Here is a 12,632-nt window from a genome sequence, read left to right on the forward strand (position 1 = left end):
ACGGCAGGTGCGGGAACTTGGCACGATCCGTGCGAAAACACCGTCTCCTACTCTGGAGACAAATCAAATGACTACCTTATCCGCCGCCCGCCGTGCGGCATTCCGCGCCAAGGTCAATGAACGCCAAGGGCTGCTGGTGGCTGGCGCCTTCAATGCAATGAGCGCCCGCGTCGTCGAGGAAACCGGGTTCGAGGCGCTATACCTGACGGGAGCCGGCGTTACGAATATGTCGCTTGGCCTACCCGATCTCGGTTTCATCGGCCTGCATGAAATTGCCGAACACACCGCGCGGGTCCGCGATGCGGTCGCGCTACCGTTGATCGTCGATGCCGACACCGGTTTCGGCAATGCGCTCAACGTACGGCACACGGTAAGAACGCTCGAGCGCAGCGGCGCCGATGCGATCCAAATTGAAGATCAGGTGATGCCCAAGAAATGCGGACATTTCTCGGGCAAGGAGGTCATCGCAACGAGTGAAATGCTTGGCAAGATCCGCGCTGCCGTTGATGCGCGCGAGGACCCCAACCTGCTGATCATGGCGCGCACGGATGCCGCAGCGGTGCATGGCATGGAGGCTGCCATCGAGCGTGGCCATCGCTTCATTGAGGCGGGGGCGGACATTCTCTTCATCGAAGCGACCGAGTCACTTGCCGACGTCGAGCGTTTGCCCAAGCTGATCGCTGCGCCACAACTGATCAATATTGTGATCGGCGGGAAGACGCCAGTACAGTCGCGCGAAACGCTAGCCAGTCTTGGCTACGCACTTGTGCTGTATGCGAATGCAACGCTACAAGGCGCAGTGCTTGGCATGCAGAGGGCGCTCAGCACGCTACGCACGAATGGTCGGCTTGACGAGGATGCGACGCTGGTGGCGCCATTCAGCGAGCGGCAACGCTTGGTCAATAAGCCTCTATACGACCGGCTCGATCGCGAATACGCAGCAAACGATCATTGAACGGGAGGGCCACGCCGGAAGAGTTTCCAAAAGGATCGTGGCTCCCGGACTACTGAACAGGTAGATTTCACCGCAGCGCACAGCACGTTGGGGTCAAGGTAATGGTTGGCGGGTCAGCGCGCCCACGCGCGGGAGGCCGACGACTGAGACCGGCCATAAGCAGTCCTCCCTGGCCCCAACTCCGAACGTCGAGCGAGCTAACAGTGTCGCCCCGCTGACTGTCGATTCAGGCCGATGTACCGTATTCCTTGCAGGTGGCCGAAATCGGGTTCTTCCTGCGATTGACCCGCCTCGGGACCCGCGAGCCCATCAAGGCATTGCGGGTGGTACTTCCGCAACTGCCGCCGAACGCCTACGTCCGGCGTTTCGAGAAGTTCTTCGGCGCACCTGTTACACCGGGGGAAAGTCCAAGCGTCACATTCTCTGCCGAAGATGCCTTGCGTCCGTTTCTCACAGTGAACGAAAGCATCTGGCGGGTGTTCGAGCCTGACCTGCGCCGCCGGCTCAGCGAACACGACGCAACAGCGGCAACGGCGGAGCGCGTGCGCGCCGTCCTGTTGGAACTGCTGCCGAGCAACACCGCCACCATCGAGACGGCTGCAGAGCGTCTGGGCATGAGCAAGCGTACGCTGCAGCGTCGCCTTGAAGACGAGGGCGAAAACTTTCGCGCTTTGGTCAACGCCACGCGAGAACGCCTGGCCCGCCACTATCTGGGGAATACGAAGATGTCCGGCGGCGAGATCGCCTTCCTCCTCGGCTTCAAGGATCCCAACTCCCTTTATCGCGCATTCCAGGAATAGACCGGGCAAACGCCTGACAGCGCCCGTCATGCCATGCACCTGAACTGAGGAAACGCACACCTTGTCCACGCCTATCGATCAACGCAAGGTGCTGCTGGCCGGCGCCACCGGACTCGTGGGAGGCGTGATGCTTCAGGCTCTGCTGGCAGACCCGACCGTCGCGCAGGTGCATGCCCTGAGCCGTCGCCCATTGCGCGTCCGCCATCCCAGGCTTCAGGTCCATATCGTGAATTTCAGCCGGTTGCCCGCGCTCCCGCAGGCAGACGAGGTGTATCTGGCGCCCGGCACCACGATCAAGGTGGCGGGCAGTCAAGCGGCGTTCCGCGCTGTCGACCTGGAGGCCAATCTGGCTGTGACCAAGGCCGCGTTTGCCGCGGAGCCAGTCGCGCAGGTCTGGTCAGTGCGGTTGGCGCAAACGCGAAGTCCTCCACGTTCTACAGCCGCGTCAAGGGTGAATTGGAGGACGCCCTCAGGTCGTTGGGGCTGACGACGCCGTGATCTGGGACCCGCTTTGCCCGCTTATCGTAGCAGTGTGGAGACGGCGCGGAGCACGCGGGGAGCAGCAATCGGCGTTCACGTCTATCTGCTGCGATAGCCCGGGTCCCGAGCAGTTCCGGGCTAATACGGGCCCTTTGGACCACATCTGACCGACAGCCCAGAAACCAGCCTGTCGTTGGGTCCGACCTTAATGGGCGTCGGCCTGTCACCTAGAATATTCTCAGGGTATTGCGTAACCCGGCCGCGCCGCCAACGCAAACTACTGGAGACCGTTAGAGCCACATCTCAATCACTGACGGGTGGTCCATGGTGCTATTACTTCGCTATCTGGGAGTCTTGGGAATCTGCGCCTTGTTCACTGCATGCGGAGAGATTCCGTCCAGGCATGCCACGTGCGGTGCCGATTCCTGTCGCCCTCGGCACGAGCACGAGATGCTGCAATCCGGCGAGGCGTCATGGTACTCGGCAACGTTCCAGGGGCATCTGACCGCAAACGGAGAACGCTACGATAGCAGCGCCTTGACTGCTGCCCATCGAACATTACCGCTCGGCAGCCATGTGCGCGTCAGATCGTTGGCTACCGGAAAATCGGTTGTCGTTCGCATCAACGATCGCGGACCATACGTCGACGGCCGAATTATCGATCTCTCTTATGCCGCGGCGGAAGCTTTGGGCTTGCCAGATGCGCGGTCGATGCGGGTGCAGATTGAGCGTTGACTTGCTTTGCGTGCGGATTCAACCAGCGAAGGCAACGCACTAAACGCGCGGCCCTCACATGATTGAGGCAATGCGGTGGTCGGGCACGCACGTGACCACCGCTTTACCACCTGCCATATCAGTCGATTCGCGCGCCCGATGCCTTGACGGCCTGTCCCCACCGCTTCTGCTCGCTGGCGATCGTCGCCGCAAAGGCGTCCGGCGACTGCCACGCTGGTTCGGCCCCCTGGAATTCAAGCTTGGCCTTCGTATCTGGGTCCGCCAGCACGGTACGCAGCGCGGCCGACAGCTTGTCGACAATGTCCTTCGGGGTGCCGGCCGGTGCCAGCACCCCGTAGAAGCCCACCACCTCGAATCCCTTCAGGCCGGCTTCTTCCATCGTCGGCACATCGGGCAGCGCCGGCGATCGTTTGCCCGACGTTACCGCCAGCGCGCGTACCTTGCCCCCTTTGATGTACTGGGTGAACAACGGAATGGAGTCGGCCATCATCTGCGCCTGGCCACCCATCACGTCCGTCAGTGCCGGCGCGCTACCTTTGTACGGGATATGAACGATGAACGTGCCCGATGCCTGCTTGAACATCTCCGGCATCAGATGCGAGATACCGCCATTGCCGCCCGATGCAAAATTTAGCTTGCCCGGATTCGCCTTCGCATATGCGATGAATTCCTTCAGATTCTTTGCGGGCACGTTGTTGTTGACGACCATCACCAGCGGAATCAGCGCGGTACGCGCCACGGGGGCGAAGTCCTTCGGCATGCTGTAGGGCAGCTTGGGATAGATCGCATTATTGATCGTCATCTGGCCCGTATTGGCAATCAGCAACGTGTAGCCATCCGGCGCAGACTTGGCGACGTTGTCCGATCCGATATTGCCGGCGGCGCCGGCCTTGTAGTCGAGCACGACCGACTGCCCGAGAATGGGCTGCAATTTTTCGGCAAGAATGCGCGCGTGCGTATCGACCGGCCCGCCCGGCGGAAAGCCCACCACCATCCGGATTGGCTTCTCTGGCCAGGCCCCATGCGCGGCGCCCGCGGCAAACGCCAGTGGGGTCAGGGCCAGAGTGGCAAGGGCGTGCAGGACACGGCGGGCAACAGGCATCTTCATTTTTCTCTCTCCAGATACGGCCACGCTCTGCGAGGCGTGGATCGGTCCGGTATTGTGATGTTTATATGACATATTTGTGAAGTCCCTGAGCCGTATCCCGACTGGCATGCCAACCACACGAGAACAATTCCGCGTCTTGACTTGCGCGCCCGCTTCTGGTCATTGGCAGCCAGGCCTAATAAACCAGAAGGAGTGCAATTTGAAAGTCAAACGTGTAGTGGCCAATATTGAAGTCGCTGATGTAACGCGTGCTCGCGCCTTCTATCACGATGTTCTTGGCCTTGAGCTCCTGATGGACCACGGGTGGATTCGAACCTACGGCTCGCAATCTGAAATGACTATTCAAGTCAGTTTTGCAACAGAGGGCGGATCCGGCGCGCCTGTGCCGGACCTGTCAATTGAAGTGGATGACGTGGACGAGGCGCACCGGCGTATGCGAGATGCAGGCTTTTCCATTGAACGTGGGCCAGTCGACGAGCCTTGGGGCGTGCGCAGATTCTTCGTCCGAGACCCCTATGGAAAGCTGGTCAACATCCTCGCTCACACGTAGCCGCATGTGCAGATGCCAGCGTGGAGCGGTCGTGAACTGTGAGGCGAAGCAGGCCGCGACTTCCGCTTAGTGCAGATGTCTGCCAAACAGAACGCTCCATCTAGAACGCTCCATCTTTCGACGCTCCACCTTTCGATATTCGCAGTTTTGTTCCAGGTGGATTCCATCGATACCGATGTCGGAATTCCTCCAATCCTGGAGCGCGGCGAGAGCCAGTAGTCGCTTTGAAGCACCATATCGCAGCGCCGCACGGCGCCTGCGCCTGCGCCTCTCGCGGCGCTGCGATAGCTGCAGGTGTTCATAGGGTCCTCGAAGAGCGTGCGTCCTTATGATCTGCGCGAGCGAAACCGATGCGATCGCTCATATGGAACGTTCCAATGCGGGGTTGCCAATTGAGGAACAGCCCATTGCGCTGCCCGCCGACACCGATGTAGGACGAATGCTGACTGCTCGCACAGTTTCTTGCTTGCTACGCTCAATTAAGCAGTCCGGGCTAGTCCATCAGCGGGGCGTGCCCGCATCGAAAGGAAGCAAGGAGATCGTCATGAGGAAACTGTACGCACTTATCACTCTCGCAGGCATGCTGTTGATCGCTGGCTGCAACACCATTTCAGGCGCGGGCAAGGACATCGAACGCGGCGGCGAGAAGGTGCAGGGCGCTGCGGAGAGCACAAAGCAAAAGATGTAGTGTGCCGGCAGGTCAGCGGCTTCGTCGCCAAGGAGAAAGACACCATGAGCGAAGAACCATCGCGATCGTCTACGAATGCCATACGCCGTGATCCGGAGAACTCGGATATGCAACACGCGGGCAGCGCCATCCAGGAGCACGCGCCGCTGGCTGACTTTCGGTACGGCAGTCATTGCGGCGTGGAACGTGGCGTAGACGTGGCAGATTATCTACAGACGGGGCTGTCGAGCGAAAGCACCTTGTCCCACCCCTGTCACGTACGGTTCGGTGGCAAGCAACCCGAGGGCGTAGATCGCTACAGCATGTACGGCATGGGCCCAGGCAGCAGCGCGCCGGGGCCGGAGCTCGAGGGGATGCCCGCGCCCGTTCCTGCGGTGCTGGGGCTGAACGTTACGGACTCCATCGGCGACACGCTGCTGCCTCAGTCTGACTCGCAGCGCGTTGTTGTCATCGAGGAACGCTTCGCGCAGACGGTGAGCACCCGGTCGGATCCGGCGAATAGTCACCCGACGAAGCCGGTTTTCAATTCGCCGGTAAGGGACCTCCGCCGATTGCGCGCCGATCGGCATCTACTGGCGAACCGCACGGTATTAAATCGGAACGTCCACTATCTGGATTGATCCATCAATTGAGTGTCACTGTGGACCCTTTGGCGAAGGTTCGCAGATGGCCGATAGCTGCCTTCGGCGGCCGTGTCATGCGGCCCCAGAGGGAAACAGTGCCCCTATGTCAGCGTTCGGCCAAGAGCAGACATTTGCAACGATCCGCTTGCTAAAGGCCATCTGGTTCTTCTCGTGTAAAAGACACAGGTCAACAGTTCACCGTGACAAGTCTCACTGCGGGGGACTCCAACCGTTGTCTAGTCTGGCAAGCTTATTCAGGAGCGTACAGACTGCTGACGCCGACGCCATCCACAGGCATGCCGCTTGCATAGAGTGGCATGGGTAATCCTTGCGCCCATCCCTCAGCCAATATCTGCACATCACGGACAGGATTGGATGCCTTGGCCCGCTCGTTGCGGATGCGACAGGTTTCTGGGTCCATCGCAAACAGGGCGCGCGCAAAGATCCGTCCCTGTTCGACCAGCTTGGTAGTCTTGGGACTGCGGATTTTTGTGAATTGCTGGAAGACTTCGTCCAGGCTGCCGCCTGCGCCCTCCAGGCACCGGGCTAGATGCCATGCATCTTCCAGTGCCTGGCAGGCACCTTGCCCCGACGTCGGCAAAGGCGCATGTGCAGCATCTCCAATCAACAACACATTTGCCCGACTCCATGTATGCAGTGGCTCCAGGTCATGCACAGCAATCAGCCGGATGGCATGCGCAGGCGTAGCCTGAATGATGCGGGCGACAGGCTCGGGCCATCCGGCGAATAGATCCTCAATCTCCTTGCGAATTTCTGAGGTGGAAGTTTCCCCAGGTAATGGCCGCGCCTGCGCCGCTGCCCAGTAGAGCAAATCGGTCCGGATTGCCACGCATCCGAAGCGCGTGCCCGCCCCCCAGAAGTCTTGAATCGCGATGTCGTCGACCAGCGCACTTTGTCCTTGCGCCACGCCGATCCAGTTCACGAAGCCCTGGTAGATCGGCGTGTTGTCACCCGCAACAAATTTGCGTGCCACCGAATCCATACGGCCGTCGGCGCCGATGAGCAAGTCCGGACGGATGCTCACGCCGTTCTCAAAATGGGCCACAGCCCTGCCATGGGCATCCAGATCGATGGCCGCCGCCCGGTGTCCGAACTCCACCGGGATACCTGCCCGCGCCGCATGTTTTAGCAACACAGCCTGCAAGTCCCGGCGCAGCACCGTTTGGGTCGGATACCCCATCGTCCGATCCAGCAATGCAATGTCGACGCCTCCCAGAGCGTTGCCTGCCTCATCGTAGCGATGCGCCATCACAGGCCGGCCGCCAACAGCCTCAATGTCTCGCAGCAGTCCCAGCTCTTGCAGCACAAAGCCAGCATTGGGCCAGAGCGTCACGCCAGCTCCCATGGTCGCAGGCTCCGCCCGGCGCTCATAGACGCGGGGCTGGTACCCCTGCTGGTGCAAGGCTAGCGCCACGCTCAGACCGGCAATGCCGCCACCAAGTATTCCAATTTCCACGTTGAAGCTCTCCTTCTCAAACTGTCCTGACGCACGGCCAAGGGTGATGCATCGGACAAAAAGGGCATCTTAGATTCCACCAGTACCGAGAACTAGCGTGCGAAAATGGGCAGATTTCATACCTCAAACGGGATAATCAATGCGCAATGCACTTGATCTGAACACTGTCCGTGTCTACGCGGCAGTCGTCGATGAGCAGAGCTTTGCTGGCGCATCACGCCTGTTGGCCATGCCCTCGTCGAATGTCAGCCGCCACGTCGCAGCACTGGAGCGCAGACTCGGCGTACGCCTGCTGGAGAGAAGTACCCGCCATCTGCGCATGACGGAAGCCGGCCGGCTGCTCTACGAACGCGCAAAGCCCTTGCTCGACACCTTGCTCTCCACGGCGGAAGAGCTTGGCGTGGTACAGCGCGAATTGCGCGGCCCTCTGAAGATGTGCATGCCCGGCGAAGCGCCAAGGCTGCTGGCTCCCATCCTTGCCGAATTCTGTAGCCTCCATCCCGGCATCGAGCTGGAATGCGATACCCGGATGACCGGACTGGAAGTGCTTCGAGAGGACGTCGACCTTTCCATCGTCTTCCATCGGGGTCATCAGGAGGACAGTGCCTTCATCACCCGCGAACTCGCCACACTGCCCAGCATCGTGGTCGCAGCTCCCTCCTTGCTGGCCAAGACTGGAATGCCACACTATGTGCGAGAGCTGAAATCTCTGCCCTGCATCACCACCCTCAGCGCACTGAAGGGCCAGCCGTGGCAGTTTCAGGGCGCGGCGGGCGAAATCGTCAAGGTGCCGGTCCGTAGCCGCTACCGCGTCAACAGCGGAGAACTGGCCGTGGCAGGCGCACGGCAGGGCATCGGTTTCGCGATTGTGGCGGCTTACCCATGCCAGGAAGATCTTGCCGCTGGCCGATTGCAAGAGGTGACACTGGACCTGTGTCCTGCGCCGTTGCAATTGCTTGGTGCCTACAGCCACCGGCATTCCGTAACAGCGCGTGTGCGGGCATTGCTGGAATTCATTCAGATGAGGCTAGGCGAATTGGGCAACCTCGAGAGGTGAAATGCGCGATGCATCTGAATCGCCGAATGTCTGCAATGGGTCTTGCGACCTAAGATCGCAAACCATATTCCAGGCGCACTCGCAAGACGTTGAACTTCGATACGCCGGCTGAAAGGTTTCATCAGTACGTTGCGTTGACCGGTTGAATCCGCAACCAGGAGCAGTCGCTCGCGAGACGCGACTATGATGCATAACGTTCTACCGCCCGATATCTCATTCAATGCAATGTAAGGAGAATCCCATGATCAAGGTCACCGTGATGTATCCGTACACCGAAGGCGCACGCTTCGACCACGTCTACTACCGCGACCAGCACATGCCGATGGTGAAGGCGAGGCTTGGCAGTGCCTGCGCCTACTACACCGTCGAAAAAGGCCTTGCCGGCAGAGCACCAGGTGCACCGCCCGCCTTCGTGGCGATGTGCGCGTTCATTTGTGATTCGGCCGAAGGCTACCAAGCCGCCATGCAAGAGCACGGCGCCGAGATCCTGGGCGACATCGCCAACTACACCGACATCGCGCCAGTGGTCCAGGTCAGCGAGGTCGTCGTCGAACGGTCGGATCGTTGAGCGCAGCGGATCTAGTCTGACGACGCCCGGACGCCTCTTATCAGTTGGCAACAGCCATAGGCTCACGCTTGATTGAAAGGCGCTTCCGGGCAGGTATCGCGCAGCCACCGTCCGAAGGAGTGCGAATAGCGGTCCACTCGTGACCTAGCTAATCGAGTCGGGCCCGGCCAGAAGCGGTCCTTCGCAGTCGGAGTCAGTTGGCGAACGACTGCTCAACGAACACGATCCGCCGCCTTATTCAACACCTGCGGTTCGCAACATAGGGGCCCGCATCCGCTTTTCTAATAACCACGTCACTCAGCCTTGTATCGCCGTCTGATTTCGCATTCTTTTTACTGCGCTAACAGCCGTAACCGCTTACGCGAACGGAATCCGGATTGCAAAAGCCAGGAGCACCGCCGCGAAGGACCAGCGTTGAAACCGCTCGGCGCGTGGGCTGTGCCGCAGAAAGGACGTCAGGTGCGACGCCCCGAACACACAGGCCAGGTCAAAGGCAATTCCTGTCAGAACGAGGACGACACCAAGCTCAGTCACTTGCGACCAGACTGGTGCACCTTGCGGGTCAATGAATTGCGGCAACAGCACGGAACAGAACAGAAGTGCCTTTGGATTTAGCAGGCTGCTAAGCATCCCCTTGGCAAACGAGGAGCGCAGTGACGGCGCAAACCCGGCATGCCCCCCATCGGCTTTCAGGCCAAAGCCGCGGCTGCGGAGAATCTGAATTGCCACGTAGGCAAGGTACAAGGCGCCGACAATGCGCACCCCCTCGTACAGTCCGGGTGAGGCCTTCAACAGGGCGGCGACCCCGCAAGCCGAAAGCGTCACGTGTGTCGCTCGCGCGATCGCGAGGCCCGCGGTATTCGCAACGCCATGTCGAATCCCCCGGGAAGTGCTCGTCTGAAGCACCAACGCCATGTCGGGGCCTGGTATTGCATAGACGACGGCGAGTGCGCCGATAAACGCAATCAAGGCGTGTACGGAAATCATGGTGAACTCCTGTCTGGGGAGTCCATTTTCCCGCCATCAAAATGGGTTTTTACGGCGATTTTCGGCGCAATTATCACTATCGATGGAGGAATCCGCTAACATTCAAAACCCCCTAGGAACCTGATCATGGCCCTCGACAAGATAGACCACGCCCTCCTGCTGGCGCTGCAAAAAGACGGGCGCGCCAGTATCGCAAACCTGGCCGAGGCCGTTAGTCTCACTGAAACACCATGCGCGCGCCGCCTCAAGCGGCTCGAGGCCGAAGGGTACATTGACGGCTATCGCACGATACTGTCGCGGTCTGCATTGAAACTGGGGGTGCTCGCATTTGCGTGCGTGCGTTTTGGCGTACACACGCGTGAACTGTCTGACCGGTTCGAACGCGAGATCCAGGCGATTCCTCGCATCGTGTCATGCCACAACATATCCGGTAGTGCCGACTATCTATTGCAGGTCGTCGCCAAGGACATGGACGACTACGGGCTGTTCATGAACGATGTGCTGCGTACGCTACCCGGCGTCACGTCCGTTGAGTCCATGTTTTCAATGCGTGAGGTCAAGCGAGACGCGGGTCTGCCGTTGCTTTGAGCGCCTAGGGCCGCCCCCGAGGGCGACCTTTTCCCGGCTGGTGAACGTGCCCCGTGCAAACAGGCTACGGGCTACGGGCTACGGGCTACGGGCTACGGGCTACGGGATGGTCGCAATACGGCCCAATCGGCGGAGCAAAGGGGGCTGCGAGTATCTCAGCCGTGTCGGCTGTAGCAGGCTAGCGTCGCGATTCCCCCGGATGATCAGGCGATTACCGCGAAGGCTTGGCCCGTCGCGTAACTTGGCAGGGTGCCCCCAAGTCTGCGTGATCAACTTCTCGAAAAGTCGTAATCACGTTCGACCCTGCAAATGCGCGTCTTGTAGCCCTCATACCATTTTTCTCGACCGAGCTTTTGTGCCTGCAGATGGGCTGAATCTCGCTTCCATGCCGCAATGGATTCCAGACTGTCCCAGTAGGACACCGTGATGCCCAAGCCTTCCCTCGCTGATTCGGCGCCGAGGAATCCTGGCTGCTTACTGGCAGCTTCGAGCATCACATGGGCCATCTCTCCGTACCCGTTATCCCCGTCGCTACGGATGGAGGTGAAGATCACCGCGTAGTACGGAGCGGCCGGCGTTGCTGCGATTGACATCGATACCCCCTGATAGTTGGTATACCATTATGCCAAAATATTGAGGGAAGCGTGACATATGGAACGACGGTCTGAGTCGACGGCAGATCTAGTTGCCGAGTCGCTCCGCGAACTGATCGCAAGTGGCGAAGCGATGGATGGGACGCGACTGGTTGAGCGTGATCTGGCCGAAAAATTTGGCGTCAGCAGAATCCCTTTGCGCGAGGCGCTGCAGAGACTGGAGTCCGAGGGACTCGTCGAGATCAACAGAAACCGCGGTGCGGTAGTTCGAACACTCTCGCCTGCGGATGTGGAAGAGATTTACAGTCTACGCATGCTGCTTGAAGGAGACGCCATCTATCAAGCAGTCAAGCATATGGACGATGAGACGCTATCTCGGGTCGAGCTAGTCCATCGCTTGCTCGGAGACGCAAAGAGTCGAGAAAAACAGGGGCAACTCAATCGTGAGTTTCACGAGCTTCTCTACGCGCCGTGCGGCAATACGCGCCAGCTCAATTCGATACGAGATCTGCGAACCCAAGTGGAACGATACGAGCGCTTGCAGTCCACTCTACTAGCAGATACAAAGATGTTTCAGCGTGAACATGCTGAGATCCTCAAGGCGTGCACCGACGGGAACGCAAAGGGTGCTCGATCGATGACCGTTGCGCATCTCGCCTCAGCTAAACGCATCGTTGAGCAACTGGTCCGGAAAGGGATGCCATGAACGTCAGGTGGTACACCGTTCCAGGGACCGCAGTCATTGGGATTACGTGTCGTGGTGCGATCTTCAACGCACCACCACGAAATGCACACTTTCCGCGCCTTCGCGCGTTGCCATATTCGGACAAGATAGACGATGAGTAATCCACGTGAATTGTTGACAGCCGCAGACATCGTGGCGATGGAACCAGCGCGTTCCGTCCATCCGTTGAACGAGAATGCCGTTCGGTTGAAGAGATCGCTTGGCGATGCGACGGGGCTAACGCAACTCGGCTTTCATCTGATGACGCTGATGCCGGGACACGAATCGACCGAATATCACCGGCATCTCTATGCTGAAGAGTGCGTCTACATTCTTTCCGGCATTGGTACGGCGACTGTTGACGACCGCACTTATCCGATTGGCCCCGGAGATTTCATGGGATTCCCACGCGGTGGTGTCGCACACACGATGCTGAATACAGGCGATGTGCCCTTGGTTTACATCGTCGCAGGCGACCGACCGGAACACGACGTGTGTGAATATCCGAAGCAGGGAAAGCGACTGTACAAGGCCGGTGTCAACAAGGTCTTTGTGGATCAGAGCAGTTAACCCGAAGCAACCGAACCTGCGAACGACCGCTTTCGCGGAAGTTGAGGTTTGCTTCCAGAGCGGGTGCGGACGCTCGCGACGCTGGCGGTAGATTGACCCCAGGGGAGCGACCTCCAAGTTCCGAGTTCG

General features: G+C 59.5%; 16 protein-coding genes. 12 read left to right on the plus strand and 4 right to left on the minus strand.

The genetic code is table 11. The features are described from left to right. The first annotated feature begins 67 nt into the window (after positions 1-67). From RN01_RS17660 to RN01_RS33120, 4 genes are all read left to right on the plus strand, one after another. Complete coding sequence (locus RN01_RS17660) at positions 68-955, plus strand: oxaloacetate decarboxylase (protein WP_017512063.1); 888 nt, start codon at positions 68-70, stop codon at positions 953-955. 254 nt (positions 956-1,209) lie between these two features. After that, complete coding sequence (locus RN01_RS17665; RefSeq protein WP_223277454.1) at positions 1,210-1,755, plus strand: AraC family transcriptional regulator; 546 nt, start codon at positions 1,210-1,212, stop codon at positions 1,753-1,755. Between the two features lie 61 nt (positions 1,756-1,816). Further along, positions 1,817-2,242 (plus strand): hypothetical protein, encoded by a 426-nt coding sequence (locus RN01_RS17670; RefSeq protein WP_326998548.1) that lies wholly within the window; start codon positions 1,817-1,819, stop codon positions 2,240-2,242. A 443-nt stretch (positions 2,243-2,685) separates the two neighbouring features. Next, a complete protein-coding gene (locus RN01_RS33120; protein WP_017515758.1) occupies positions 2,686-2,970 on the plus strand; it encodes a septal ring lytic transglycosylase RlpA family protein in 285 nt (94 codons plus the stop codon). A 118-nt stretch (positions 2,971-3,088) separates the two neighbouring features. Here the strand turns inward: RN01_RS33120 and RN01_RS17680 are convergent, their stop codons facing one another. Then, entirely contained in the window at positions 3,089-4,078 is a 990-nt protein-coding gene (locus tag RN01_RS17680; RefSeq protein ID WP_024570087.1) for a tripartite tricarboxylate transporter substrate binding protein, read from the minus strand. Between the two features lie 199 nt (positions 4,079-4,277). On the opposite strand from RN01_RS17680, the gene RN01_RS17685 reads away from it, so the two are divergent. The 3 genes from RN01_RS17685 (at position 4,278) to RN01_RS17695 (ending at position 5,936) form a co-directional block, all read left to right on the plus strand. Then, complete coding sequence (locus RN01_RS17685; protein WP_024570088.1) at positions 4,278-4,628, plus strand: glyoxalase superfamily protein; 351 nt, start codon at positions 4,278-4,280, stop codon at positions 4,626-4,628. A gap of 544 nt (positions 4,629-5,172) precedes the next feature. Then, complete coding sequence (locus RN01_RS17690) at positions 5,173-5,316, plus strand: entericidin A/B family lipoprotein (protein ID WP_008652347.1); 144 nt, start codon at positions 5,173-5,175, stop codon at positions 5,314-5,316. 44 nt (positions 5,317-5,360) lie between these two features. Continuing rightward, complete coding sequence (locus tag RN01_RS17695) at positions 5,361-5,936, plus strand: hypothetical protein (RefSeq protein ID WP_128646689.1); 576 nt, start codon at positions 5,361-5,363, stop codon at positions 5,934-5,936. Between the two features lie 253 nt (positions 5,937-6,189). On the opposite strand, the gene RN01_RS17700 is transcribed toward RN01_RS17695, so the two are convergent. After that, entirely contained in the window at positions 6,190-7,416 is a 1,227-nt protein-coding gene (locus RN01_RS17700; protein ID WP_024570090.1) for an FAD-dependent monooxygenase, read from the minus strand. 139 nt (positions 7,417-7,555) lie between these two features. On the opposite strand from RN01_RS17700, the gene RN01_RS17705 reads away from it, so the two are divergent. Both RN01_RS17705 and RN01_RS17710 read left to right on the plus strand, forming a co-directional pair. Beyond that, positions 7,556-8,473 (plus strand): LysR family transcriptional regulator, encoded by a 918-nt coding sequence (locus tag RN01_RS17705; protein WP_017515244.1) that lies wholly within the window; start codon positions 7,556-7,558, stop codon positions 8,471-8,473. Between the two features lie 241 nt (positions 8,474-8,714). Continuing rightward, positions 8,715-9,041: an EthD family reductase gene (locus RN01_RS17710; RefSeq protein WP_017515243.1), complete on the plus strand. Its 327-nt coding sequence runs from the start codon at positions 8,715-8,717 to the stop codon at positions 9,039-9,041. Between the two features lie 357 nt (positions 9,042-9,398). On the opposite strand, the gene RN01_RS17715 is transcribed toward RN01_RS17710, so the two are convergent. Further along, the gene (locus tag RN01_RS17715) at positions 9,399-10,028 is read right to left on the minus strand and encodes a LysE family translocator (protein ID WP_017515242.1); all 630 of its coding nucleotides are present in this window, start codon (positions 10,026-10,028) and stop codon (positions 9,399-9,401) included. A gap of 126 nt (positions 10,029-10,154) precedes the next feature. Here RN01_RS17715 and RN01_RS17720 point away from each other — a divergent pair, with 126 nt between their 5' ends. Next, positions 10,155-10,616 (plus strand): Lrp/AsnC family transcriptional regulator, encoded by a 462-nt coding sequence (locus RN01_RS17720; protein WP_029700293.1) that lies wholly within the window; start codon positions 10,155-10,157, stop codon positions 10,614-10,616. 269 nt (positions 10,617-10,885) lie between these two features. Here the strand turns inward: RN01_RS17720 and RN01_RS17725 are convergent, their stop codons facing one another. Next, positions 10,886-11,209 carry an antibiotic biosynthesis monooxygenase gene (locus tag RN01_RS17725; protein WP_024570092.1) on the minus strand — a complete coding sequence of 108 codons (324 nt, stop codon included), beginning with the start codon at positions 11,207-11,209 and terminating at the stop codon, positions 10,886-10,888. A 58-nt stretch (positions 11,210-11,267) separates the two neighbouring features. Between RN01_RS17725 and RN01_RS17730 the strand changes: the two genes are divergently transcribed. Then, the gene (locus RN01_RS17730; protein ID WP_017512678.1) at positions 11,268-11,915 is read left to right on the plus strand and encodes a GntR family transcriptional regulator; all 648 of its coding nucleotides are present in this window, start codon (positions 11,268-11,270) and stop codon (positions 11,913-11,915) included. A gap of 132 nt (positions 11,916-12,047) precedes the next feature. Continuing rightward, on the plus strand, positions 12,048-12,503 hold the full coding sequence (locus tag RN01_RS17735) for a cupin domain-containing protein (protein ID WP_024570093.1): 456 nt from the start codon (positions 12,048-12,050) through the stop codon (positions 12,501-12,503). The last annotated feature ends 129 nt before the right edge of the window (positions 12,504-12,632 follow it).

This window comes from Cupriavidus sp. SHE (assembly GCF_000812445.1).
GTDB classification, from domain to species: domain Bacteria; phylum Pseudomonadota; class Gammaproteobacteria; order Burkholderiales; family Burkholderiaceae; genus Cupriavidus; species Cupriavidus metallidurans.

Bases quoted from the DNA above. Each gene is read 5' to 3' on its own strand.
- RN01_RS17705 (WP_017515244.1), top strand. From the start codon at position 7,556: ATGCGCAATGCACTTGATCTGAACACTGTCCGTGTCTACGCGGCAGTC.
- RN01_RS17720 (WP_029700293.1), top strand. From the start codon at position 10,155: ATGGCCCTCGACAAGATAGACCACGCCCTCCTGCTGGCGCTGCAAAAA.
- RN01_RS17680 (WP_024570087.1), bottom strand. From the start codon at position 4,078: ATGAAGATGCCTGTTGCCCGCCGTGTCCTGCACGCCCTTGCCACTCTG.
- RN01_RS17710 (WP_017515243.1), top strand. From the start codon at position 8,715: ATGATCAAGGTCACCGTGATGTATCCGTACACCGAAGGCGCACGCTTC.
- RN01_RS17715 (WP_017515242.1), bottom strand. From the start codon at position 10,028: ATGATTTCCGTACACGCCTTGATTGCGTTTATCGGCGCACTCGCCGTC.
- RN01_RS33120 (WP_017515758.1), top strand. From the start codon at position 2,686: ATGCTGCAATCCGGCGAGGCGTCATGGTACTCGGCAACGTTCCAGGGG.
- RN01_RS17730 (WP_017512678.1), top strand. From the start codon at position 11,268: ATGGAACGACGGTCTGAGTCGACGGCAGATCTAGTTGCCGAGTCGCTC.
- RN01_RS17695 (WP_128646689.1), top strand. From the start codon at position 5,361: ATGAGCGAAGAACCATCGCGATCGTCTACGAATGCCATACGCCGTGAT.
- RN01_RS17660 (WP_017512063.1), top strand. From the start codon at position 68: ATGACTACCTTATCCGCCGCCCGCCGTGCGGCATTCCGCGCCAAGGTC.
- RN01_RS17735 (WP_024570093.1), top strand. From the start codon at position 12,048: ATGAGTAATCCACGTGAATTGTTGACAGCCGCAGACATCGTGGCGATG.
- RN01_RS17725 (WP_024570092.1), bottom strand. From the start codon at position 11,209: ATGTCAATCGCAGCAACGCCGGCCGCTCCGTACTACGCGGTGATCTTC.
- RN01_RS17690 (WP_008652347.1), top strand. From the start codon at position 5,173: ATGAGGAAACTGTACGCACTTATCACTCTCGCAGGCATGCTGTTGATC.